Below are 23,369 nucleotides of genomic sequence, written 5' to 3'. Positions count from 1 at the left end.
AGCTGCTGGTGTCCAGGTGACAGCCTAGGCGCTGATACCCGAGGGAAGGGCCGCAGCTACGGGTGCCGGACCCCTCGCCCGGCGAGAATGTCACGGTAGCCCTCGCGGAACGACGGAATGCTGAACTCGAATCCGGTGCTGCGCAGGAGCTTGTTGCTGCAGCGCTTGTTCCCGCCTCGCGCCGGCCCGGCGTCGCCCACGGGGGGCTCAGCGAGTCCCAACTCGGACGCCAGGAAACGGAGCACGGAGCCGAGGTCGGCGGGTTCGTCGTCCACGCCAACATAGGTCGGCGCCGGAACAGAAGGCATGGTGGCGAGATGGACGATCGCAGCAGCAGCGTCATCGCGGTGGATGCGGTTGGTGTAACGCACATCTTCCGGGAAGATGGCTGAACCGCTGCGCACCTGATCAATCAACCGCGTCCTGCCGGGGCCATAGATGCCGCCCAGACGGAGCGAAGCTGCCGCGGTCCCTGTCCCATGAAATCTCTCCCGCAGCAGTTCCTCGGCCTCCAACAGGACCCGCCCGGAGAACCCGCCGGGAACCGCCGCCGTGCCCTCGTCCACCCAGCCGCCACCGGCATCACCATAAACGGCGGTGGAGGAGACAAAGAGCACCCGCTCCGGCGTCACACCGTCGCGCTCCAATGCCTCCAGGACATTGGCGAGGCCCCGCACGTACGCGGCGCGGTATGCCTCTTCCGTTGGCGAGTCGGCGGCAACGGCCACCACGACGGCGGAGGTATCCGCCGGGACCGGCGGAAGGTGGGGTGCGCTCAGGTCAGCCGCGACGCCTTCGATACTTGCCGGCAGGTTCGCAGGGGAGCGGCGCCAGCCCACCACGCGGTGACCCCGCGCGGCAAACCGTAGTCCGGCTTCCGTTCCGAGGTCGCCGCAGCCAGCCAGGAGGACTGTCATGCCCTACGGCGCCTCTACCGGGAAGAACACGCGGGGGTCCTGCAGGAGTGCCGGGTAAGCGAAAGCTGACCGGTCGATAATCTCGGTGACGGTGAAGTTCCTGCCGAACCGGCCGTCGTCAAGCGTGATGGGGCGGCCCACCACCTGTCCAACCGCAAACTTCGTGCCGTGCTCAAACGGGACGGCCACGGGTGTCTTGCCGGGGAGCGTGGAGAAGGCCTCCTCCTGCGCCAGGCGCTTGCGCGTGGGCTTCTTCACCAGCTGCTTGGGCGGCGCCTTCCGGGGCTGCCTTGAGGGGCGGCGGGACCCGTCCTCGATGTACACGGGCGTGTAGTCGTCATCCGCATCCGTGGCGGCGGCAGCGGAGAAACCATGCACCGGCGGAAGCGCCACCGTTTCCAGTGCCTGGGGGTCGACGTCGTGGTGCGGCGAACGGAGGATCCAGAGAATGTCCCCCTCGGGCTCATGCGGCAGGAACTCGTGCCTGGGCTCGGGCCAGAGGTAGTCCATGTCCGGAACCGCGTCCGTAAAGACGGAGCTGTAAAACTTCGGCTCCTTGCGCACCAGCTTGGAGCGGTGGCTGAGGTGGAAGTCCTCATCTCCCAGCCACGGCGGCATGGGAATTTTCGAGGCGTAGTCCGGGTGGGCGGCCTGCGGCGCAAACTCGGTGATGTTCGCGCGGGTCTTGTCCGGGTGCCCGCGTTCGGTCCACTCGTCCACCATCGCCAGCCCGTACATGGTCAAGGCAGGCACGTAGCCCATCCACATCCTGATGGCCGGGTGGGTCTGCCAGCCGTATCCGGGAATCACCAGCGCCCTGAGCGTCTGCAGCGCTTCGACGCGCTGCTTGCCCAGCCGGGCAGTATCCAGGGCAGCGGCGCTCTGCCGGAAATCGGGGTACGGGAGGAAGGTTTGCATCCCTTCAGTCTGACGGCAGCCGGCGGATGTGCCAATTGCAGTGCCCGGCACCACAAAAGCGGCGCCAGGATGTTCACATCGTGGACCTATGCATACTTTGGGTCCGCGGAACCACTAAGATCACCGCAACCACCCCAGCGTCCTGGAAGCCCTCTCATGACATTTACACCTGAAAAGACCACCGGAATCACCCACTCCTTCGCGCCCCGCTACGGGCAGATGCTGAGTCCGGAAGCAAAGGGCATCCTGGTCCTTGATGAATTTACCCTCGACCCGGAAGCGGCCCGGAAGGACCAGCACCGTTTCCGTGACGGCATTGCCACTGTGGCCCGTACCGTGAGACGTATTGCCGCCCTGCGCGTGGTGATCGCGATCGTGGCCATCGGCAACCTTCCGCTGTTCCTGCTGTCCAGCGGATGGTGGATTTACGGAGTTTCGCTCGCCCTGGTAGTGGCCGTGCACACCGCGGTCACCCTGCTGAACCGCCACGAGCCGCGGATCAAGCAGCGGTCAGCGCTGGAGCTGCACCTACACCGCGAACGCAGCGCCAACTACCGCAAAGTCCGCGACGCCGTGAAGTACATGATCGACACCCCCAGCCGGATGAACGAGCACCTCTACCTGGAGCTCCTGGCCGCCAAGCGAGTCGCCCTCAACCTGGCGCACGGCACCGTTGCCCTGCTGGACACAAGCGACGATTCCGCCTGGAAGGTGCGCATCGTCCGCGAGCTGCCGGCCACCAGCTAAGGCTTTTGGCTACAACAACATTAAAAGTACGACGCCGGCCCGCCCCTTGTGGGGGCGTGCCGGCGTCTCACTTTGGTCAACGGAATTTGTCTATCGCCGACCGATTGGGGAGCCCTTGCGGGCTTCAGGCACTACCGTGCCATCGTTCACGCGGGAAGGGGTTCACGCGTGAAGCTGGATGACCTGTCCCTCAAAGACGAGGTTCGGGTCCGAAATGGTGTCTAGGTTCGCGTCGGCAAGGTGCTGCCAGCCGCCGTCGACGCCCAGCTTCTCAGCCACAATGCTCAAGGTGTCGCCGGCCTGCAGGGTGTAGGTCTCGCCGCTCAGGGCAACCGCCGTGACGTGCTTGGCAACGGGCGCCTGGGCGGCCGGCGTCGAGATGACAGGCGCGGCCTGGACGGGAGCGGCCCGGGCGGGCGCCGCCTGCACGGGCGCTGCCTGCACTGGTGCGCTCTGGACCGGGACGCTCTGCGGTGCGGCGCCGCCGCCCCCGCTCAAGCCGAGCTGCGCAGCGCAGGATGGCCAGGCACCCCAACCCTGCGATGCCTGGACCTGCTCCGCCACCGCGATCTGCTGCTCGCGGCTGGCGTCCGCGGCTGAACCCGTGCCGCCGTAGGCGGCCCACGTGCTGGGGCTGAACTGGAGGCCGCCGCTGTAGCCGTTGCCGGTGTTGGTGGCCCAGTTGCCGCCGCTTTCACACTGGGCGAGGGCGTCCCAAGTGGACGCGCTGGTGGTGGCGTTGGCCCCGGTGGCTGAGAGAGCGATCCCTGCGGCCGAGATGGCGGCGACGGTTGCTCCACGGCGTGCGGCAGTACGGAATGAGGAGTGTTTCATGATGGTGATGCTCCTGAAGGCCACCTGCGCTGGCTCCGTCCCCGGAGATCGTCGCGCCACTGCCCACCCCTGACGAATAGAGGTCAAGTTCGGTGGCTGCCAGCTGGGCAGTTCTGGTGGAGGCAGCACCGGGCATTCATGCGCCCACGTTTTGCGGGCATGCATTTCACGCTAGGACATGATCCGGGTGTTATCAAATCGAAATTTTGTCTGGGTGTTGGCTGGCAGTTTCCTGACCGAGCGCCGCGGCCAGGTAGGGGGCGGTTCGGCTTTCAGGCGAGTGTGCGACGGCGGCCGGTGTCCCGGTTGCCATGATCTGCCCGCCTTTGTCCCCGCCTGACGGTCCCAAGTCGATGACCCAGTCAGCGCCTGCCACCACTGCCATCTCGTGCTCCACCACCACCACCGAGTTGCCGGCGTCCACCAGGCCGTGCAGCTGCGCCATCAGCAGTTCCACGTCGGCGGGGTGCAGGCCGGTAGTGGGCTCATCCAACAGATAGAGGGTGTGTCCACGTTGGGCCCGCTGAAGCTCCGTGGCCAGCTTGATACGCTGCGCCTCTCCGCCCGAGAGCTCCGTGGCCGGCTGCCCGAGCCGAAGATAGCCGAGCCCAACATCCTGCAGGCTTTTGAGGCTCCGCGCCGCGGCTGGAACGTCTGCCAGGAAGTCCGCGGCGATGTCCACCGTCATGGCCAGCACGTCCGCCACCGTACTGCCCCGGTACTCCACCTCAAGCGTTTCCGGGTTGTAGCGGGACCCGGCGCATTCCGGGCACGGGCCGTAGCTGCCGGGCAGGAACAGGAGCTCCACTGCCACGAAGCCTTCGCCCTGGCACGTCTCGCAGCGCCCGCCGGCCACATTGAAGGAGAACCTGCCGGCCCCGAAGCCCCGGCGTTTGGCTTGTTCGGTGGCGGCAAATTCCTTGCGGACTGCGTCAAAGAGCCCCGTGTAGGTGGCCAGGTTGGAGCGCGGCGTCCGCCCGATGGGCTTCTGGTCCACGGTCACCAGTCGATCGATGTGGTGGCTTCCTGTGACAGTTCCCAGCGCCAGGGGTTCGCCGGCATCCTCCGGCTCAAGGGGCGTTTTCAGTCCTCCGCCCACCACCTCGCCCAGCACCCGGGTCACCAGGGTGGACTTACCGGAGCCTGAAACGCCGGTGACGGCAGTAAGGACGCCAAGGGGAAAACGCGCGTCCAGTCCGCGCAGGTTGTGCCGGCTGACGTCTTTCAGGTCCAGCCATCCGGCTGGCTCCCGTGTCCGGTCCCCGCGGGCATTGCCGGGGACCTGCGGCAGGTCGTCACCAAACAGGAAGGGCCTGGTCACCGATGCCTCGATGCCGGCAAGCCCGGCCACGGGGCCGCTGTAGAGCACCTCGCCGCCGCCTTCCCCGGCCCGCGGGCCAACATCCACCAGCCAGTCAGCGCGTCGGACAACGTCCATGTTGTGCTCCACTACGAACACGGAGTTGCCGGAGGATTTCAGTTGCTCCAGTACGTCCAGGAGGGGCTCGGCGTCGGCCGGGTGGAGCCCGGCAGACGGTTCATCCAGCACATAGATCACGCCGAAGAGGCCGGAGCGGAGTTGGGTGGCTATGCGGAGCCGCTGCATCTCGCCCGGCGACAGGGTGGGCGTGGCGCGGCCCAGTGCCAGATAGCCGAGCCCAAGGTCCAGCAGGACAGTGATGCGCTGGAGCAGGTCCCGGGTGATGGCCACGGCAACCTCGTTCGCCTCGCCGGAAACGTGCGTGCGTGAGGCCGTGCCGGCGTCGTGCAGTTCGGTGGTGGGGCGGACGATCTCCGCAAGATCCGCCATGGGGACGCGGTTGAGTTCCGCGATGGTCCTGCCCGCAAACGTCACGGCCAGGGCCTCCGGCGTCAGTCCCGTGCCCGAACAACGCGGACACGGCCCGGACTCCATAAACGCCAGCACGCGTTCCCGCATGGCCGCGCTTTGCGAGTCAGCCAGCGTATGGAGCACGTAGCTCCTGGCACTCCAGAAGCGCCCCTTGTACGGTTTGGCCACACGGTCGCGCTGGGGAGTCACCTCCACCACGGGCTGTTCTTCCGTAAAGAGGATCCAGTCGCGGTGTTTCTTCGGCAGCTTGCGCCACGGGATGTCGACGTCGTAGCCCAGGTGGGTGAGGATGTCCCGCAGGTTCTTTCCCTGCCAGGCGCCTGGCCAGGCCGCGATGGCGCTGTCACGGATGCTCAAGGACGGGTCCGGGACGAGGGAGGACTCCGTGACGGTGTGCGCGATGCCCAGGCCGTGGCATTCCCGGCAGGCACCTGCGGCTGTGTTGGGGGAGAATGCATCCGAGTCCAGCTGGGTGCTGCCGGCGGGGTAGGTGCCCGCCCGGGAAAAGAGCATGCGCAGCGAGTTGGAGAGCGTGGTGACCGTTCCCACCGTGGACCTGCTGCTGGGTGCGCCGCGGCGCTGTTGAAGCGCGACGGCGGGAGGCAGGCCGCTGATCAGCTCCACCTTGGGATTGTGCCCCTGTTGGATTAGGCGGCGGGCGTACGGGGCCACGGACTCAAAGTAGCGGCGCTGGGCCTCTGCATAGATCGTGCCGAAAGCAAGAGATGACTTCCCGGAGCCGGAAACGCCGGTGAACGCCACGATCGCATCACGCGGAACGTCAACGTCCACGTTGCGGAGATTGTTCTCGCGGGCTCCGCGCACCCGGACAAAGCCGTCGGTTGCGTGGGCAGGAGCTGGATACTGCAGGTCATCAGCGTGCTTGGCATTCTGCATTGGTTCGACTCTAGTGGCGAATCCCGCGCAGGGCATTATCCTGACCGGATGGATAACTTTGCAGGCGGTACGGCCGCGCCTGAAACCGAACCCGTTGCAGTTGAGCCCGAGGTCCCTGCCAGGCTCCTCCCGGTGGCGGAACTGCACCTCCACATTGAGGGGACACTCCAGCCGGAGTTGATCTTTGCGCTGGCGGAACGCAACGGCATCGCGTTGCCCTACAGCGGGTTGGACGAGCTCCGGGACCGCTACGAGTTCACCGACCTGCAGTCCTTCCTCGACCTGTACTACGCCAACATGGCTGTGCTGCGGACGGAACAGGACTTCGCCGACATGACCCGTGCTTACCTTGAGCGGGCAGCTGCGGCCGGGGTGCGGCATGCCGAAATCATGATGGACCCGCAGGCACACATCTCCCGCGGCATCGCCCTGGAAACCTGCATCAACGGCGTCGCCTCGGTCCTGGCGACGTCCGCGGAAGACTACGGAATCTCCACCATGCTGATCGCTGCGTTCCTGCGCGATCTCTCCGAGGAGTCCGCACTGGAAGTCCTGGACGGCCTGCTGGCCATGAACGCGCCCATCGGAGCGATTGGGCTGGACTCCGCGGAGGTGGGCAATCCGCCGTCGAAGTTTGAGCGGCTTTACGCCAAAGCGCGGGAGGCGGGCTTGCGGCTGACGGCCCACGCGGGCGAGGAGGGGCCGGCGTCGTACATTATTGAGGCCCTGGACATCCTGGGGGTGGAGCGGATCGACCACGGCATCCGGTGCATGGACGATCCTGACCTGGTGGAGCGCCTCGTGGACGCCCGGATCCCGCTGACCGTCTGCCCGCTGTCCAACGTAAGGCTGCGCGCCGTCGACACCCTGGCCGACCACCCGCTGCCGGCGATGCTCGCTGCGGGGCTCAACGTGTCCGTGAACTCAGACGATCCGGCCTACTTCGGCGGCTACGTGGACGACAACTTCACCCAGCTGGAAGCGGCCTTCGAGCTCTCCGAGTTCGACAAGGCGCGGCTGGCCGCAAACTCCATCCATTCGTCTTTCGCATCGGAGGAGCGGAAGGCGGAACTGCTGGACGAACTAAACAGCGGAGAAGTCACACACTGACGCCCGTTGTGTCTCACGCAACAAGCTCGGGTTTATACCGCTAAACTGGGTGCCGCAGGCGTGTCTGGGAAGTGCCCGATGGCACCCATGTCAGCGCTCCGGGGTTGTGAAGCCAGCCCCAAAACCTGAGACCCCAGACTCACTTGCTGGAATGTCCGCTTAATAGTCGGTCACGACACGCAGAGTTAACCATTTAAAGTCGCGCGATTTAACGGGCACTTGGCAAGATGCCTAAGACCGATCGCTTTTATAAAAGGGGAATCATGGCCAAGTCCACCGCAGAAAACACCTTCCTTCGACTCAAGACCGTGCTGGATGTCCTGACCGAAGGCGTGTGGTCCGGCGATGCACTGAACGCGGGCGAAGTCCTCGCGGAGGCTACGGCACGCGTGCCGTTCAACGAGCACGAGTCCGAACTGCTCAGCGGCGGCATTCCCCGCGGGCACAAGACCCTGACCTCGGCCACGGCAAAGCTGGTCAAGGCCGGCTGGCTGGTGAAGGGACGCTCAGGCTGGACCATCACCGAGGACGGCATGCGCGCCACGGTTGCGTACCCGGATGCGGTGTCCTTTGCTACCGCGCTCGACGCCGGAACTCCCGTTCCTGCCGACATTCAGGTTCCCGCGGCTCCCGCAGGTTTCGTCCGCAAGACCACCGCGGTTCCGCTGGCAGTAGTGCCGGTAGAGGCTGCGGCCAAGAAGCCCGCCGCGAAGAAGACTCCGGCGAAGAAGGCCGCTGCCGCTGTGGGCAAGGCGGCAAAGGTGATCGAGGACGCCGTCGAACCCGTCGTGAAGGCTGTGCGCGGCAAGTCGTCCGCGAAGGCCTCCGACGCCGAGACTGCTGCTGAGCCGTTTGAGGACGCGGACATCGAGACGCACCCGCAGCCCGAGGCCGTTGCCCTTGCCGGTGACTTCAACACCATCCTCGGCGCGCCGGAGAACTGGGCACCGCAGTACGACGAAGCCCAGATGGAGTTCGACTTCCTGGACCAGCTGTGGAAGAAGAGCGCCGAACTGCCCGCCGGCCACTACACCTTCAAGATCGCCCTGAACCGGTCGTGGGACGAGAACTACGGCGCCTTCGGTGCCTTCGACGGTCCCAACCACGAACTGCACCACGACGGCGGAACGGTCACCATCCGCTACAACCACAGCACCCGCGACATCACCATCAACTAAGCTCCTCCGCCTGCCCAACTAGGTCGCAGTAGATGCCGTTATGGCGGGTCAAAACGACAACAACTGCTACCTGGTTGGGAAGGGGCGCTGAGCGTTTTGGTTAGTTGGCGTTTTGTTAGTCAGCAGTTGGTCAGCAGAGGAGAGCGCCATGATGAGCCCCGCAGGTTCGTCGTCTGATGCGTCTGACGCTGACGCTGATGCGGTGCGTTTGACTGCCCGCGTTTTCGGCGTGGTGCAGGGTGTCGGCTTCCGCTTCTGGACCATGGGCAAGGCCGAGGAACTGGGCCTTACCGGCGAAGTGAAAAATCTCGACGACGGTTCGGTGGCACTGGTGGCCGAAGGGCCGCAGTGGAAGATCCACGAGCTCCGCGCGTGGCTGAACTCCGACGCAACCCCGGGCCGGGTGGAGCGGGTGGAGGACTCGATGTCCGCGGCTGAAGGAAGCTTTCACGGCTTCAGGGCACGCTGACCCCCGCGGCAGGCTGAACCTCGTCCCGCGGGCTGAGGCCTAGGAACGCGCCGAGCTCCTCCAGGGCTGCCGGCCGGCGCGGCATGTAGCTGGTGAGCTCGGGGGAGCGGATGATGACCGCACGCCACTGCCCGCGCGAGACTGCCACGTTGATCCGGTTCCTGTTCAGCAGGAACTCCGCCCCGCGCGGCGCCTCGCTGACTGCCGAACACGCCATCGAGACCAGGACCACCGGCGCCTCCTGGCCTTGGAACTTGTCAACTGTTCCCACCCGGACTCCCGTCAGTCCCTCCTCCTCGAGGGCTTTCCGGACCAGGTGGACCTGGGCGTTGTAAGCGGCCACCACCAGGATGTCTTCCTGGTCCAGGGGCCGGGACTCTGCATCCGCACCGGAGGTCCACTTCAGCCCGAGATGCCGCCGTACCTGGTGGACCACCTCGGCCGCTTCCTCCTTCGACGCGGTGGTGTTGCCGCTGTGGTTGACGAAGGCCGTTTCAACCCCCGGCGGTAGTCCCTCAAGCTCGCGTTGCGAAGCGGCGGGCGCTGCCTGAAGCTTGCCCTCGTAGCTCAGCCGGGAGACCGCACGGCACAGTTCCGGGTGCATCCGCCAGCTGTCAGCCAGGAAGTAGCCAAGGTTTGCGGGCAGGGTGGGGTGCCCGGCGGCGAGCCACCCCAATGCTGATTCATCCACCGGCTCGGGGTGTGCGCCCTGCGTGACCTGCGGCAGTTGCTGGGGGTCTCCGAGCAGGAGGAGCCGCTTCGCCGCCCTAGAGACAGCCAGGGTGTTGGCGAGGGAAAACTGCCCTGCCTCGTCAATGACCAGCAGATCCAGCGAACCGGCCGGGACTTCCTTGCCGGTCATGGTCCATGCAGTGCCGCCCACGAGGCAGCCGCCGGGCGAAGCCAACAGCCGTGCGACGTCGCCGTCGGCAGTGGACTTCCACGGAACATCGTGCGGGGACGCCAGTTTCTTGGCTACAACAGCGGGGTCCACGCCACCGGTGTGGATGGCACGGCAGAGCAGGTTTTCGACGACGCTGTGTGACTGGCCCACAACGCCAATCTTCCAGCCTTCACCGATAAGCCGGCCGATGACGTGGGCACCGACGTACGTCTTGCCCGTGCCGGGAGGCCCCTGGACGGCGAGGTAGGAACGGTCGAGGTCTCGGACAGAACCGGTGATCGCCGCGGCATAGTCCGCGGTACCGTCCGGTCCTTGCGGGACGTCCACAGGCTGCTGGAGAGTGCGGAAGCGCGGCGGCCGTTTGCGCAGGATGTCCAAACCGGGCTGCGCCGGCAGGGATGGCACAGACGCGCCCACCATGGCCGCAATTTCTGCGAGGGCGCCTTCAATGCTTGCCGTGGCAAGGGGCTGGTCTTCAGTGAGGGCGACGGGCAGGTGCGGGTAGGCCGCAACCTTGCCGGATTCACGCTCGGCAATGGTGATGATGACGTGGTCCGGGTTGTCGGGCGCCGGCGCCAGGTGGTTGATCCTGGTCCCGAACGTATAAGCCCTGGCATCCAGAGCGGCGTCGGGTGCAGCCATACCGTCGGGCGGCGGGGCGTCGTAGAGCCGGCACCAGTTGGAGTCAGCCCGAAAGTCCGACCCCTCCGTCATGGTGCCCCGAAGGCGCAGGATCCGGGTGCGCATTCGTTCCCTCGGCTTGGCAAGGGCCCAGTCTGAACTCACTTCTGCCGATTCCACCACAAACACGTTCCGCTGGTCAGACCAGTTTTCGATCGGTGCTTCCACGCGGTCGAAGTGCTGCCACCAGAACTGCTTGCGTTCGCGGCGGTGGTAACCCGTAGCGGCAGCCACCATGGCGATTGCACGTTGGTCGTCCGTCCAGGGCTCGTGGTCCGGGAGGCCGGCGAGGTATCCACGAAGCCGGGACTCCTCGGGTGTTTCCTCCGGGGCCGCCGGGCGCTTCGAGGACGCCGGCACCGCAGGCTGCCCGGCTTCTGCTTCCGGGGCCCTCAAGGCTGCCGGCTCCGGCAGTGCCTCCGCAGCAGGCTGCCCGGCAACCTCGAGGAGCCAGTCGCGCAACCGGAGTGTGGACAGGCAATCGTACTGGTTGTAGTCGGAAATTGACGTGAGTACCTTTTCCGCTTCCCCATCGTTCCCCGCGTCCCGTGCCGCACAGTAGGCTGCATACGCGACGACGGAAGCTCCCGCGTCCTTGACGTCCCCCGAGCGCAGGTTGTTGCCCATGTACAGCGGCTCGAGTTTCTTGATGGAGTACGACGCTTCCGAGATGCGCAGCGACTGCCGGACCGTGGCGTAGAGGTCCACGAGCAGGCCCTCGCGAAGCCAGGCGTCCACGATGTCCTCGCCGGCCTGGTGGGCGAGGGAGAGGTTACGCAGGGCGGTCTTCTCATACGCGGCGTAGTGGTAGACATGCATGTCCGGATAGCGGGCACGGCGTTCCTCCACGTAGTCCAGGAACTCCAAAAAGGCGCGGCGTTCCTCCGACCGGGAGTGGGCCCAGAACGGGCGGAACACAGGCTCGGCTTGATCGCCTGCAGCAGGTTCGGCCATAACGGGTGCCTCGATCACACCGAACAGGTACTCAATGCCCCATGCGCCGGTGGCCGGGTCCTGCCACAGGGGGTCGCCTTCAAAGTCGAAGAAGATGTCCCCGGCGCTGGGTTGGGGGAGCGCCCCGATGGTGTTCTCCGGCAGCACCGTGAACGAGACGGTGTGCGGCTGGCCATCCTTGGTGAAGGTCCGCGACCCGGCCGGTGCGTCCAGGCCCAGCTGCATCCGCGCCTGCGCCCGAAGCCGGACTACAGAATTCTTGGCATCCCCGGCGGGCATCGCCGCGAGTTCGTCGATAGTGGTGATGCTGGCCGCGTGCAGTTTCCTGCGCTGCACTACGGACATCCCTGCCACCATCAGCAGGTCCCGGTGTACCTGCACTTGCTCGGCACAGTAGTCGCACCGGCCGCAGTGGACGATCCCCGGTTGCTGCCACTGCACGACGGTTTCAGCGGACCGGTGCTGCGCGGTCAACTCGCGCAGGCGCCGGCGCCGTTCGCGGAAAACGGGCAGCAGGTCCGGAAGCGAGTGGCTGCTGCGGAGCCAGTCGTCACCCACACGGGTGCCCAGCACCAAGGTCACCGTGGGGGAGGGGTCCAGGCCCATACCGAGAAGCTGGTCCCCGTACGCCGCGAGCTGCAGCAGGGCACCCACCTTGGCATGCCGGGCCAGCTTGGTGTCCCAGACTTCGTAGCGCCCGGGGTTGCCAGTGCCGGCGGCTTCGTTGACGAGGAAGTCCGCGTAGCCGAGGAACTCGCCGTCGAAGAACGTGGCCTGGAAAACGACGTCGGCCCCGGAGCGGAGGGCGAGCTCGGTTTCCGCATTTCTGGCCTGCAGTTCCCCGCGCAGGTTCTGGCCGCGTTCCAGGGAGTAGACGCCGGCACCCCGGCTGGCATCCCAGGCTCCGTACTTGGCGATCAGGCTGGCAAGGACTGTTTGCTCGTGTTTGTCCCCCAGCTCACCGGCACGGACCCGCATCTCGTCGGCCGCAAAGACGGCCTTGGGGGAGCGTCCCAGCTTTTCGTCAAGGATCCGGAGCGTGCGGTACTCACACTCGCTGGCGGCCACCAGATCGCTGGCGGAAAATACCAGGTCCGGCGGCGCACCAGCCACTGCAGCTTCGAGCAAAAACACGGGGCCTCCCCATCGACAGCCGGGCCGGAGGACGTTTCCCCTGGCCTTGAATCCAACCTAGCAAGGGGCACCGACAATCGGCCGGGTTACCCCTTCGCGTCCGCGCGCACCTGGGCTTTGTCGTGCTCCACATGGGCGCGGCGCAGCAGGTCCAGGAACTCCGTCTCGTTGCGGACGAGCCTCTTGTACTTCTCGGGCAGCTGGCGGATTTGATCCTCTTCGCGGCACATCTTCGCGAAGAGCTTGTCCCGCTCCACCATGTCCGTCTCGTAGTTGAGGTCCAGGTATTCGTTGGCGTGCCGCTTGGCGCCCGATACGGCATTCTTGGCTTTGCCCTTGGGGCTGAAGATGGACGCCAGGACCGTCACCAGCAGGACGCCGAGGATCACGCTCAGGGAGACTTCGGTGCTGACTTCCACCAATTTGACGTGCTCGCCGTCGTTGATGAACGGAAGCGTGTTTTCGTGGAGGGCGTGCAGAATGAGCTTGACGCCGATGAAGCCGAGGATTGCCGCCAGGCCGTAGGAGAGGAAGATCAGCCGGTCCAGCAGCCCGTCGATCAGGAAGAACAGCTGCCGCAGGCCCATCAGGGAGAACGCGGTGGCGGTGAAGACTATAAAAACGTTCTGGGTCAGGCCGAAGATGGCCGGGATGGAATCAAGCGCGAAGAGGATGTCCGTTCCGCCGATGGCCACCATCACCAGCAGCATCGGGGTGAGGACCCGCTTCCCGTTCTCCATGGTGAAGAGTTTGTCGCCGTCGTAGTGTTCCGACGCCGGGAGGAACTTCCTGGCGAGCCGGACCACCAGGCCTTCGGACTCGTCGTCGTGGGCGTTCGGGCGGAGCAGGTTGCCGGCAGTGACGAGCAGGATGAGCCCGAAAATGTAGAACACCCAGGCGAAGCTGTTGATCAGCGCGGCACCCAGGAAGATAAATGCAGTGCGGGCGATGAGCGAGAACACGATGCCGAAGAGCAGCACCTTCTGCTGGTCGGCGCGGGGCACCCTGAAGCTCGCCATGATGATGAGGAACACAAAGAGGTTGTCCACCGAGAGTGCTTTCTCCGTGACGTACCCCGCGAAGTACTCCGTGCCCATCGTGGGCCCGCCGAAGAACAGAACTCCCAGCCCGAAGAGCAACGCGATACCCACATAAATGGCGGACCAGGTAGCGGACTCCTTAAGCGACGGCGTGTGGGCCTTTCGCACATGGAAGAAGAAATCGAAGGCCAGCAGGCCAACAATTCCTGCGATGGTCAGGGTCCAGATATAGGAAGGTACTTCCACGCGGCGGGCCTTTCGTCGTCAGTGTCCTTCCAGCCTACCCGCGCGGGCAGCAGCTAAGCAGGCCTCAGGAGTTCGTGCTCCACGACGGCGGTGCGGGACAGGGTTTTGTAGCCCTCCTGCTCGAACAGGACAGTGATGACGTCATCCTCATGCCGCATCACCAGCCCGGGACCCCACTCCTTGTGGACCACTGCGGACTGGAGCGGAAACGGCTCGCCGGCACCTGAGGCGGCCTGTTCCGCGGACTCCGGCCCGCCGTCGTCGTGCCTCCCTGTTCCCGGAGCGGGCGCATCCGCGTGCCCGGCAGCGTCGGCGCAGGCGTCGCAATTGCCGCACGGCTCCGGCAGGTCCTCGCCGAAGTAGCCCAGCAGGAACTGCCGGCGGCAGCTGTCCGTCTCCGCGAACGCGCGCATCATGGTGAGCCTGGACTGGTCCACGCGCTGCCGGGCCTCGGCCATGTCGACGGCGCGGTCCACCAGGGAAGGCAGCTTGGCTTTGGACGTGAGGCGGATGCCGCGCTTGCCCGTGGTGACGGCCCCCGTCTCCTCCAGCTGGTTCACGAGCCCCGTCAGCCGGCGGACCGGGAAGCCGGTGAGCTCCGCAAGGGAGGTCTTGGGCGTGGCTGCGCCGGCGGACTTGAGCACCTTCAACACGTTCAACAGCGCATCGGGATCGGGGGAGTGCGTCCCGAAGAACTTCCGCAGGCCAATGTCCTCGGCGCGGTAGTGCAGCACAGCCGAAGCAGGCCCGCCGTCGCGGCCTGCCCGGCCGATCTCCTGGTAGTACGAGTCCAGGGACTCCGGGATGTCGGCGTGCACCACATACCGCACGTTGGGTTTGTCGATCCCCATGCCGAAAGCGGTGGTGGCGACCACGACGTCCAGTTGGTCGTCCAGGAACAGTTCGTGGATGCGCTCACGGTCCCCTGCAGAGCGGCCCGCGTGGTAGGCCTCCGCCCGAAGCCCTTCCTTTTCGAGCTTGGCGGCGTACTTCTCGGTATCTTTGCGGGTGGCGGCGTAGAGCAGCCCCTGGCCCTGCTCCCGGGCCAGCGCTGCAACCTGCTCCAGGACCGCCTTGCGCTTGCCCTTGTCCTCCTGGTGGCGCACCACGTCGAGGGCGATGTTGGGCCGGTCGAAGCCGTGGACCAGGACCAGCGGGTCCTTCATGCCCAGCCGTTCACAAATCTCATCGCGCACAGGCGGTGAAGCGGTGGCAGTCAGAGCTGCTGCCGGCGGATTGCCCAGCCGCTCGCGCACGTTTCCCAGGTCGAGGTAATCGGGCCGGAAGTCGTGGCCCCAGGAGGAGACACAGTGGGCCTCGTCCACCACGAACAGGGAGATATCGAGTTTGGCGATGCGGTCCACGGTTTCCTGCTTGGCAAGTTGCTCCGGTGCAAGGAACAGGAAGGTTGCCCCGCCTGATTCGGCAGCCCGCCAGGCAGCCTCCACCTCTGAATCGCTGCGGGAGGAGTTGACGGCGACGGCGGCGCCCTCGCCCAGCTCCGCGGCGAGCCCGTCCAACTGGTCCTCCTGCAGGGCAATGAGCGGGGAAACCACGACAGCGGGACGTCCCGTGGTGTTGTGCAGGTACCGGGCCGCGACCTGGTAGATGGCGGATTTTCCGTAGCCGGTGGGCATCACGGCCAGGACGTCACGGCCGCCGGCGAGGGCGCGGATGCCATCCAGCTGGCCGTCGCGCAGGTGGGGCAGGGAAAAGGAGGACGCCGCGAGGGCGCTGAGGGCAAGATCGTCGGACATTTAGAGCGGCTCCGCATAGTGGGTCCTGCGGCCGCTTGCTTCAGCCGAGTACCAAGCCTAACGCGGCCGGGACCCGCCGTCGTCCTTGTTTCATCCCCTGTGGACAACCACCCCCTATCTCGCCCGGGCGGCTGTTATGCACCTGCCCGGTTCGATCCTTGACTTCGCGGCCACCCTGAACAACTGTGGAAGGAACCGGTCCGCCGGCAGAAGCTGAGGCGTTTGGAGCCGGGACGAGCAAGGAGAGTGCATCGTGACGCGCGAAAACCCGAAGGTCGAAGAAGCCGACGAATCCGCGCTTGAGGTGACCGGACATCCCAAGACCTGGGCTGCCGGAGTGCCCGGCGTATACCACTCCATGCAGCCGGCGCTGAAGCACATGGGTGTGGACAGGTCGCGGAAAACCCTGCTGGCGCTGAACCAGAAGGACGGCTTTGACTGCATGAGCTGCGCCTGGCCGGACCCCGGGCACCGCAAAACGTTTGAATTCTGTGAGAACGGCGCCAAGGCAGTCACCTGGGAGGCCACCCCCGTGGTGGTCGCTCAGGAGTTCTGGGCCGAACATCCGGTCAGCGAATTGCGGGAGCGGTCCGAGTACTGGCTGGGCATGCAGGGCCGCCTCACGGAGCCCGTGCACAAGCGGGCAGGTGAGGACCATTACCGGCCTGTCAGCTGGGATGAGGCCTTCGGCATCATCGGGGACAAACTGACGTCGCTCCCGAGTCCGGACCAGGCAGCGTTTTACACGAGCGGCCGTACTTCCAACGAGGCAGCATTCCTATACCAGCTGTTCATCCGCGGATACGGCACCAACAACCTGCCCGACTGCTCCAATATGTGCCACGAATCCTCCGGCTGGGCCATGGGCCAGACCATCGGCGTCGGTAAGGCCACGGTCTCCTACAACGACTTCGCCAAGGCCGACCTGATCATCATCATGGGCCAGAACCCCGGCACCAACCACCCGCGGATGCTTACCGCGCTGGAGGAAGCCAAGGAAGCCGGGGCCAGCATCGTGGCGGTCAACCCGCTGCCCGAAGCAGGCCTGATGCGCTACAAGAACCCGCAAAAGGTGAAAGGGATCATTGGGCGCGGCACGGACTTGGCAGATCAATTTCTCCAGGTCCGGATCGGCGGGGACATGGCGCTGCTGCAGGCTGTGTCCAAGCGCGTCCTGGACGCCGAGGCCGCCGCGCCGGGGACCGTGCTGGATCACCAGTTCCTTAAGGAACACTGCCTGGGGCTTGAGGAACTGCGTGCGCACCTTGCCACGCTGGATGAAGCCACCGTCCTGGAGGCTACCGGGCTGCGCCCGGACCAGATCGACGAACTCGCTGACCGCTACCTGCGCGCCGAAAAGGTGATCATCACCTGGGCCATGGGCATCACGCAACACAAAAAGGCCGTGCCCACCATCAAGGAGATCGTGAACCTGCTGCTGCTCCGCGGGAACATCGGCAAACCCGGTGCCGGCGCCTCGCCCATCCGCGGGCACAGCAACGTCCAGGGGGACCGCACCATGGGTATCTGGGAACAGATGCCGCCGGCATTCCTGGACGCGCTGGGCAAGGAATTCAGCTTCGAACCGCCCCGCGAGCACGGCGTGGACGCGGTGGAAACGATCCGGCAGATGCGCGACGGCGGCATCAAGGTGTTCATAGCCCTGGGCGGCAACTTCGTGGGCGCCATGTCGGACACTCAAGCGGCCGAAGCGGCGATGGAAAACACGGAGTTCTCAGTCCAGATCTCCACCAAGCTCAACCACTCCCACGCTGTGACCGGCGCGGAGGCCTTGATTCTCCCAACGCTCGGACGCACAGAGATCGACAGGCAGGAGTCCGGCCCGCAGTTCGTCTCGGTGGAGGACACTGTCTGCGCCGTGCACGCCTCACATGGCACGGTGGAACCGGTCGCTCCGGGGCTGCTGTCCGAGGTAGCCATCGTGTGCCGCTTGGCGCAGCGGGTGCTGGGGGACCGGGTGACCGCGGACTGGGCCGGTTTCGAAAAGAACTATGACCTGGTGCGGGACCACATCTCCCACGTGGTGGTGGGCTGTGAGGACTACAACCGGAAGATCCGGCAGGACGGCGGCTTCGTCCTGCCCAACGGACCCCGTGACTCCCGCACTTTCAACACGCCCACGGGCAAGGCCATGCTCACCGTCAACGAGCTCGAACACGTGGAACGGCCGGAGGGCACCTTGATCCTGCAGAGCATGCGCTCCCACGACCAGTTCAACACCACCATCTACGGGCACAACGACCGGTACCGGGGAATCAAGAAAGGCCGCGAGGTGGTGTTCGTGAACCCTGCGGACCTGGCCGAGTTGGGGCTCGAAGACGGCCAGCACGTGGACGTCCGCGGCGTATACCCGGACAACGTGGAGCGGGTGCTCCGGAACTACCGGGTGGTGTCCTACCCGTCGGCGCGTGGGTGCGCGGCGGCCTACTACCCGGAGGCGAATGTCCTGGTGCCGCTGGAGAGCGTGGCGGAGGGCAGCCAGACGCCGGCGTCCAAGGCCGTGATCGTCCGGCTTGAACCCGCTTTGGTGCTCGAAGACGAGCCGACGGCGGCCGGGTAGCTACTGCGCGGTATCAGCCCAGCCCTGGCTGGCCGGGCCGCCGTCGTGCCCGTCCTCGCACAGCCCGAAAGCCACGCCTGCAGCCTTCGAGACCGCCGCGCTTGATGCTTCGCGCGTCCCGGCGCTGCCGGTTCCAGCCTGGAGGCCGGCGGCGTAACCCACCAGGAAAGTGGTGACCGGGGCGGCCGGGTGGATCACGGACTCGGCCGATTTGCGGGCGAGGTCAAGGAGTAGTTCGTTGTCCACGTCCAGGTCCAGGATCTGCAGCGCCTGGGCAAGCCGGTTGCTCCACTGGTCCAATACCTGTGCTTCTTCGTCACTGACTGCCATGGTTTGCTCCTTCGTCAACATGGTGCCCAACAACTCGCTGCATTCCGGTGCCGACATTACAAGGCTTCGCAGCGGAAGTCATGGATTCACCAAAACCCCTAATTCAAAAAAAGGGTAGAGCTCCCTCGCTTATGACTCTGGAACAGGTTCCCCGGCCCCGCCTAGACTGGGCGGACCCCAGCCCAGGAGCGCCAGCACCTGATCACTGGCATTAAGGAATGCGCCATCTGATCGGCGCGGGGGCACCGCCTGCAGGGGTACATCACCTACCCCAATCACGGCTGCCCCTCCGGGCGGGCCTGACCACAGGAGAGATAGATGACAGGGAACAAAGCCGTTGCCTACAAAGAGCCAGGCAAGGTTGAAGTAATCGACATCGACTACCCCAGCTTCGAACTCAAGGACGGTCCCGGCGTCAATCCCGCCAACGTGGGACGTCCGGTCAACCATGGCGTGATCCTCAAGACCGTGGCCACCAATATCTGCGGATCGGACCAGCACATGGTGCGCGGACGCACTACCGCACCACCGAACCTCGTACTGGGCCACGAAATTACCGGTGAAGTGGTTGAAGTGGGCCGCGACGTCGAGTTCATCAAAGTCGGAGACCTGTGTTCGGTGCCATTCAACATTGCCTGCGGCCGCTGCCGGAACTGCAAGGAACGCAAAACCGGGATCTGCCTGAACGTGAACCCGGACCGTCCGGGCAGCGCCTATGGGTATGTGGACATGGGCGGCTGGGTGGGCGGCCAGGCGAACTACGTGCTGGTGCCCTATGCCGACTGGAACCTGCTGAAGTTCCCGGACAAGGACCGGGCCATGGAGAAGATCCTGGACCTGGCAATGCTCTCGGACATATTCCCCACCGGGTTCCATGGTGCCGTCAGCGCCGGCGTGGGCGTTGGTTCCACCGTGTATGTGGCGGGCGCAGGACCGGTTGGCCTCGCAGCGGCGACGAGCGCGCATTTGCTGGGCGCCGCCGTCGTGATTGTCGGGGACCTCAACGAGGACCGGCTCGCGCAGGCCCGGAGCTTCGGCTGTGAAACGGTGGACCTCACCAAGGGCGGCCCGTCAGAGCAGATCGAACAACTCCTCGGCGTACCGGAAGTGGACTGCGGCGTGGACGCCGTGGGCTTCGAGGCCCGGGGGCACGGGCACGGCAGGGACGCAGAGGAAGCACCTGCCACCGTGCTGAACTCGCTGATGGACATCACCGCTGCCGGCGGGGCCCTCGGCATTCCCGGGCTGTACGTCACCGGTGACCCGGGCGGAATCGACGAGGCAGCCAAGAAGGGCGCCCTGAGCCTCAGCCTCGGCACCGGCTGGGCCAAGTCGCTGAGCTTCACCACCGGCCAGTGTCCGGTGATGAAGTACAACCGGCAGCTGATGATGGCAATCCTCAATGACAGGGTGAGCATTGCGAAGAACGTCAATGCCAAGCCCATCTCGCTGGAAGAGGCACCGAAGGGGTACGCGGAGTTCGACGCCGGTGCTGCCACCAAGTACGTCCTCAATCCGAACGGTTACCTGAGCTAGGGCTGAGCGGCGGACGGTGGTCATGGTGCGGACATCGATGCGGAAATAACGGCTGCCCTGCCCGGGTTAGGCTTTGCACGGGCAGCAACACCACCGCATCGAAGGAGATCCCCTTGAGCCAGATCACCGTCCGCCACAACCCCGGCCGCCAGCGCTTCGAAATCCTCGATGCCGGCATCGTGATCGGCAAGGCAGCGTACAGGGATTACGACGGCGGCGCCTCACCCCAGCGGATTTTCTACCACACCGTGATCAACGAGGAATACGGCGGCCAGGGTTTGGCAGGGCAGCTCGCCACGGCGGCCCTGGATGAAACGGTCAGTGCGGGGTTCGGCATTGTTCCGGTGTGCCCCTACATCAAGAAGTTCCTCACCAAGCACCCCGAATACGCGGCGCACACGGTCCGCACGGCCCCGGCCCACCTGGAATTTCTGGACACCGCGCTCGCGGCCCGCACCCGCTGACGGACTGCGCACCTGCGGGTTACGGGTGTGCCGTCCGGGCCCGGGTAGGGCGTTCGGACAAGGGTGTGGTGTGGCCGCCTGCACACCATACTCAGGCAGATCACAGTCCCGTGTGCTTTAATCGGCATCCTTAGCATCGGTGTGCGCTGGGCGCCCGATGCGCTTTTTGTGACCGTCGAGTTTGCAGGAGTTCTATGTCGGTGGACCCAGTGCTGCCCCCGGCCGGGCGCCATTTCCGCGCGCCCCGGAAAGGACTCCGGACCCTGCCGCTGGCGCTCCTGTTTGCTGTGGTCGCGCTGGTGATTACGGGGGCAGTGGTGTTTGCCGCCGTCCGGTCCGGGACACCACTTTCGGGCCCGGCCGGCCCCGTCCCCGCAGCTGTTCCGGAAGCCCCAGTAGCCGTGGCCCCGGCATCCCTGCGGAACAGTATCGACTCAGTTCTTGAAGAGAACAGCGATTACAGGATCGGGCTCGCTTTGGCGGACGTGTCCGGCGATGCCGCGCTGACTTTCGGGGACCAGGAAGCCTTCACGGCAGCCAGCACCGCGAAGATCATCACCGCGGCGGCCTACTACCACCTGGTGGAGACCGGCGGGGCGGAGCTGGACGATCCGTTGGGAAACTATGACGCGGCGTTCCAGCTCGAAGCCATGGTGAACCAGAGCAACAACGATTCCTGGCTGCTGTTGATGAATGCCGTGGGCTACGAGAAATTGACCGAGTACGCCGCTTCCATCGGCGTCGCCTACGATCCCGAAGAAAATCTCCTGACCCCCGCGGAGATGGCCCTGGTCCTGAAGCAGCTTTACGCGGGCGACCTGCTGAACGCCGAGAACACAGCCCAGTTGCTCGGCTTTATGCAGGACACCAACAACGAGGATTTGATCCCCGCCGGGTCACAGGCCGGTGTGGAGGTGTTCCACAAGTACGGGGAGTTTGCCGGCGAACTCCACGACGCCAGCGTCCTGACCTACCGTGGGTCCTCCTTTGTGCTGGTTATTTACACCGAGAACCCCGGGGGCTTCAAGGAACCCGGGCAGTCTAACGTGATCCGCGAGCTCACCGGCCTGATCGAAAAATCGCTGTTCCCGCCCGTCCAGGTGGGCGAGTAACCCGCCCGTTCAGGGGGAGTAATCCCCGACGGGTTCATCAAAGTCGCGAACGCCCGTGCCCGTGGGTAAGACTGTTTCCGTGAGCAACAATCCCCGGACTGCCCTGGCCGTCGCCGGGCTCAGCCTGGGCACGGCACTGAACCCCCTCAATTCGTCGATGATCGCCGTGGCACTGGTGGTGCTCCGCGCCGATTTCGGGCTCGACGTCGCCGCCGTCACCTGGGTGGTCACCTCCTTCTACCTCGCCTCGGCCGCGGGCCAGCCGGTGATGGGCCGGCTGGCCGACAGGTTCGGGCCGCGGCGGATGTTTATGCTCGGCATGGCGCTCGTCGCCGTCACCTGCGCGCTGGCACCGCTCGCGCCGAACTTCGCCCTGCTCTGCGTTGCCCGGGCTGTCATGGCGCTGGGCACCGCCACGGCGTATCCCAGCGCGGTGGTGATGGTGGGGGCAGTTGCCCACCGCGCCAACGTGGACTCCGCCAGACCGCTGGGCCGGCTCCAGATGGCCAACACCTCCGCGGCGGCCGTGGGACCGGTGATCGGCGGCCTGCTGGTGGGTTTCGTGGGCTGGGAGGCCCTGTTCCTGATCAATGTGCCGCTGGCGCTGGCTGCTTTGCTGATCGTGCGGCAGGCTGCTCCGCGGGACGAGGTCCGGGAACACGGCAGCCTGGCAGAACTGATCCGGGATTCGGACATCCCCGGGATTCTGGCCTTTGTAGCAGCCCTGCTGCTGGTGATGATGGCGGCGCTGAATGTGGTGCCGGGCTACCGCTGGTGGATGCTGGCCGCCGGAACCGCCATCGCGGCCCTCTTTGCCTGGCGCGAGCTGCGCTTCAACCGGCCGTTCCTGGACCTGAGGCTGCTGGGACGCAACCGTCCCCTGATGCTGGTGTATCTGGGCTTCGCGGTGTTCAGCAGCGTCTACTACTTCATCTTTTTCGGCCTTCCCCAGCTGCTGCAGGAAGCGGGCGGCTATGATCCCGGCGTGGTGGGGCTGCTCATGCTGCCGCTGGCTGCGATGTCCGTCGTCGCCACCCCGTGGGCAGTCAAGGCGATCGGAAGGTTCGGCGTGCGGCGCGTGCTGATTGCCGGCGTCGTCCTGTTGACCGCGGTGGCCACCCTGATGTGGCTGCTCACGGGCACCCTGGTGATCCCGCTGGTGGTGGTGCTGACGGCACTGATGGGCATCCCGTACGGAACGGTCAGCATTGCCACCAACCAGGGCATGTTCGTCTCCACCCGGCCGCAGGAACGGGGCGTCGCGGCAGGTATTTACCAGACCTGCCGGTACGTTGGGGCGATCACCGCCACCGTGATGATCGGCGTCTTCGCGGCATCGGGAGTGGATCAGGGGAGCTGGGCGCGGATGGTGCTCGCCATGCTGGTCCTCTGTGTGCTGACCCTCGGCGTGTTCCTGTTCTGGCGGCAGCAGACGGAGTAAGCAGCCCATGGTGGACAGCCGGGTTTATCGTGGAGCTATGGCTTCTCCCAAGGCGCAGCTGTACCTGGACATCACCGCGAAAGGCCTGTGTATCCTCGGCGCAGCGCTGATGATCTTCGGCCGTGGCGGCTGGTTCTACGTGGGCGTTGCGACGGTGGTCCTGGGCGTGCTGTTCATCGGCGGCTCGCTGGTGGCCACCCGCGGCCTGCGGCGCAGGGGATGGGACGGCACCAACCGGCCACCGGCCGGATAGTGCTGCCCATCCCC

At 65.6% G+C, this 23,369-nt stretch carries 18 protein-coding genes; 10 read left to right on the top strand and 8 right to left on the bottom strand.

From position 1 onward, the window contains the following. Window positions 1-56: 56 nt before the first annotated feature. Together ACFVYC_RS13850 and ACFVYC_RS13845 are read right to left on the bottom strand one after the other, a co-directional pair. Window positions 57-917, bottom strand: coding sequence for an NAD-dependent epimerase/dehydratase family protein (locus ACFVYC_RS13850; RefSeq protein WP_387550909.1), 861 nt, complete (start codon window positions 915-917; stop codon window positions 57-59). Between the two features lie 3 nt (window positions 918-920). Further along, window positions 921-1,835 (bottom strand): MSMEG_6728 family protein, encoded by a 915-nt coding sequence (locus ACFVYC_RS13845; RefSeq protein ID WP_387550906.1) that lies wholly within the window; start codon window positions 1,833-1,835, stop codon window positions 921-923. A 156-nt stretch (window positions 1,836-1,991) separates the two neighbouring features. Between ACFVYC_RS13845 and ACFVYC_RS13840 the strand changes: the two genes are divergently transcribed. After that, a complete protein-coding gene (locus ACFVYC_RS13840; protein WP_387550903.1) occupies window positions 1,992-2,582 on the top strand; it encodes a hypothetical protein in 591 nt (196 codons plus the stop codon). A 162-nt stretch (window positions 2,583-2,744) separates the two neighbouring features. On the opposite strand, the gene ACFVYC_RS13835 is transcribed toward ACFVYC_RS13840, so the two are convergent. Both ACFVYC_RS13835 and uvrA read right to left on the bottom strand, forming a co-directional pair. After that, window positions 2,745-3,416 (bottom strand): transglycosylase family protein, encoded by a 672-nt coding sequence (locus ACFVYC_RS13835; protein WP_387550900.1) that lies wholly within the window; start codon window positions 3,414-3,416, stop codon window positions 2,745-2,747. A gap of 193 nt (window positions 3,417-3,609) precedes the next feature. Further along, window positions 3,610-6,165 carry an excinuclease ABC subunit UvrA gene (uvrA, locus tag ACFVYC_RS13830; protein WP_387550897.1) on the bottom strand — a complete coding sequence of 852 codons (2,556 nt, stop codon included), beginning with the start codon at window positions 6,163-6,165 and terminating at the stop codon, window positions 3,610-3,612. Between the two features lie 48 nt (window positions 6,166-6,213). Here uvrA and ACFVYC_RS13825 point away from each other — a divergent pair, with 48 nt between their 5' ends. The 3 genes from ACFVYC_RS13825 (at window position 6,214) to ACFVYC_RS13815 (ending at window position 8,922) form a co-directional block, all read left to right on the top strand. Continuing rightward, window positions 6,214-7,275 (top strand): adenosine deaminase, encoded by a 1,062-nt coding sequence (locus tag ACFVYC_RS13825; RefSeq protein WP_387550894.1) that lies wholly within the window; start codon window positions 6,214-6,216, stop codon window positions 7,273-7,275. A gap of 263 nt (window positions 7,276-7,538) precedes the next feature. Further along, window positions 7,539-8,453 carry a glycosidase gene (locus ACFVYC_RS13820; RefSeq protein WP_387550891.1) on the top strand — a complete coding sequence of 305 codons (915 nt, stop codon included), beginning with the start codon at window positions 7,539-7,541 and terminating at the stop codon, window positions 8,451-8,453. Between the two features lie 148 nt (window positions 8,454-8,601). Then, on the top strand, window positions 8,602-8,922 hold the full coding sequence (locus ACFVYC_RS13815) for an acylphosphatase (RefSeq protein ID WP_387550888.1): 321 nt from the start codon (window positions 8,602-8,604) through the stop codon (window positions 8,920-8,922). Here ACFVYC_RS13815 and ACFVYC_RS13810 read toward each other — a convergent pair. The 3 genes from ACFVYC_RS13810 to ACFVYC_RS13800 all read right to left on the bottom strand — a co-directional run bounded on the left by ACFVYC_RS13810 (window position 8,909) and on the right by ACFVYC_RS13800 (window position 15,638). Then, window positions 8,909-12,595, bottom strand: coding sequence for a TM0106 family RecB-like putative nuclease (locus ACFVYC_RS13810; RefSeq protein WP_387550885.1), 3,687 nt, complete (start codon window positions 12,593-12,595; stop codon window positions 8,909-8,911). The genes ACFVYC_RS13815 and ACFVYC_RS13810 overlap by 14 nt on opposite strands. 86 nt (window positions 12,596-12,681) lie before the next feature. Then, window positions 12,682-13,881: a TerC family protein gene (locus ACFVYC_RS13805; protein WP_387550882.1), complete on the bottom strand. Its 1,200-nt coding sequence runs from the start codon at window positions 13,879-13,881 to the stop codon at window positions 12,682-12,684. Between the two features lie 53 nt (window positions 13,882-13,934). Beyond that, a complete protein-coding gene (locus tag ACFVYC_RS13800; protein ID WP_387550879.1) occupies window positions 13,935-15,638 on the bottom strand; it encodes a RecQ family ATP-dependent DNA helicase in 1,704 nt (567 codons plus the stop codon). A gap of 253 nt (window positions 15,639-15,891) precedes the next feature. Between ACFVYC_RS13800 and ACFVYC_RS13795 the strand changes: the two genes are divergently transcribed. Further along, window positions 15,892-18,219, top strand: a complete 2,328-nt coding sequence (locus tag ACFVYC_RS13795) for an FdhF/YdeP family oxidoreductase (RefSeq protein ID WP_387550876.1) — start codon at window positions 15,892-15,894, stop codon at window positions 18,217-18,219. Here ACFVYC_RS13795 and ACFVYC_RS13790 read toward each other — a convergent pair whose 3' ends face one another. After that, a complete protein-coding gene (locus tag ACFVYC_RS13790; protein WP_387550873.1) occupies window positions 18,220-18,549 on the bottom strand; it encodes a DUF6457 domain-containing protein in 330 nt (109 codons plus the stop codon). It abuts the gene before it with no gap. 318 nt (window positions 18,550-18,867) lie between these two features. Between ACFVYC_RS13790 and fdhA the strand changes: the two genes are divergently transcribed. The 5 genes from fdhA to ACFVYC_RS13765 all read left to right on the top strand — a co-directional run bounded on the left by fdhA (window position 18,868) and on the right by ACFVYC_RS13765 (window position 23,355). After that, window positions 18,868-20,085, top strand: coding sequence for a formaldehyde dehydrogenase, glutathione-independent (gene fdhA, locus ACFVYC_RS13785; RefSeq protein WP_387550870.1), 1,218 nt, complete (start codon window positions 18,868-18,870; stop codon window positions 20,083-20,085). Window positions 20,086-20,198: 113 nt separating this feature from the next. Further along, entirely contained in the window at window positions 20,199-20,549 is a 351-nt protein-coding gene (locus ACFVYC_RS13780) for a GNAT family N-acetyltransferase (protein WP_387550867.1), read from the top strand. A gap of 194 nt (window positions 20,550-20,743) precedes the next feature. After that, a complete protein-coding gene (locus ACFVYC_RS13775; protein ID WP_387550864.1) occupies window positions 20,744-21,661 on the top strand; it encodes a serine hydrolase in 918 nt (305 codons plus the stop codon). Between the two features lie 79 nt (window positions 21,662-21,740). Continuing rightward, complete coding sequence (locus tag ACFVYC_RS13770) at window positions 21,741-23,102, top strand: MFS transporter (RefSeq protein ID WP_387550861.1); 1,362 nt, start codon at window positions 21,741-21,743, stop codon at window positions 23,100-23,102. A 37-nt stretch (window positions 23,103-23,139) separates the two neighbouring features. Further along, window positions 23,140-23,355, top strand: a complete 216-nt coding sequence (locus tag ACFVYC_RS13765) for a hypothetical protein (RefSeq protein WP_387550858.1) — start codon at window positions 23,140-23,142, stop codon at window positions 23,353-23,355. Window positions 23,356-23,369 lie beyond the last annotated feature (14 nt).

This window comes from Pseudarthrobacter sp. NPDC058329 (assembly GCF_042879835.1).
In the GTDB taxonomy this organism is placed as follows: Bacteria; Actinomycetota; Actinomycetes; order Actinomycetales; family Micrococcaceae; genus Arthrobacter.
Note: the sequence above shows the minus strand (reverse complement) of the source record. Positions and strands in the feature narration are given on the sequence as shown.

What these genes read in the sequence shown, in the direction of transcription:
- ACFVYC_RS13850 (WP_387550909.1), bottom strand. Translation starts at nt 917, where the DNA reads ATGACAGTCCTCCTGGCTGGCTGCGGCGACCTCGGAACGGAAGCCGGA.
- ACFVYC_RS13845 (WP_387550906.1), bottom strand. Translation starts at nt 1,835, where the DNA reads ATGCAAACCTTCCTCCCGTACCCCGATTTCCGGCAGAGCGCCGCTGCC.
- ACFVYC_RS13840 (WP_387550903.1), top strand. Translation starts at nt 1,992, where the DNA reads ATGACATTTACACCTGAAAAGACCACCGGAATCACCCACTCCTTCGCG.
- ACFVYC_RS13835 (WP_387550900.1), bottom strand. Translation starts at nt 3,416, where the DNA reads ATGAAACACTCCTCATTCCGTACTGCCGCACGCCGTGGAGCAACCGTC.
- uvrA (WP_387550897.1), bottom strand. Translation starts at nt 6,165, where the DNA reads ATGCAGAATGCCAAGCACGCTGATGACCTGCAGTATCCAGCTCCTGCC.
- ACFVYC_RS13825 (WP_387550894.1), top strand. Translation starts at nt 6,214, where the DNA reads ATGGATAACTTTGCAGGCGGTACGGCCGCGCCTGAAACCGAACCCGTT.
- ACFVYC_RS13820 (WP_387550891.1), top strand. Translation starts at nt 7,539, where the DNA reads ATGGCCAAGTCCACCGCAGAAAACACCTTCCTTCGACTCAAGACCGTG.
- ACFVYC_RS13815 (WP_387550888.1), top strand. Translation starts at nt 8,602, where the DNA reads ATGATGAGCCCCGCAGGTTCGTCGTCTGATGCGTCTGACGCTGACGCT.
- ACFVYC_RS13800 (WP_387550879.1), bottom strand. Translation starts at nt 15,638, where the DNA reads ATGTCCGACGATCTTGCCCTCAGCGCCCTCGCGGCGTCCTCCTTTTCC.
- ACFVYC_RS13790 (WP_387550873.1), bottom strand. Translation starts at nt 18,549, where the DNA reads ATGGCAGTCAGTGACGAAGAAGCACAGGTATTGGACCAGTGGAGCAAC.
- fdhA (WP_387550870.1), top strand. Translation starts at nt 18,868, where the DNA reads ATGACAGGGAACAAAGCCGTTGCCTACAAAGAGCCAGGCAAGGTTGAA.
- ACFVYC_RS13775 (WP_387550864.1), top strand. Translation starts at nt 20,744, where the DNA reads ATGTCGGTGGACCCAGTGCTGCCCCCGGCCGGGCGCCATTTCCGCGCG.
- ACFVYC_RS13765 (WP_387550858.1), top strand. Translation starts at nt 23,140, where the DNA reads ATGGCTTCTCCCAAGGCGCAGCTGTACCTGGACATCACCGCGAAAGGC.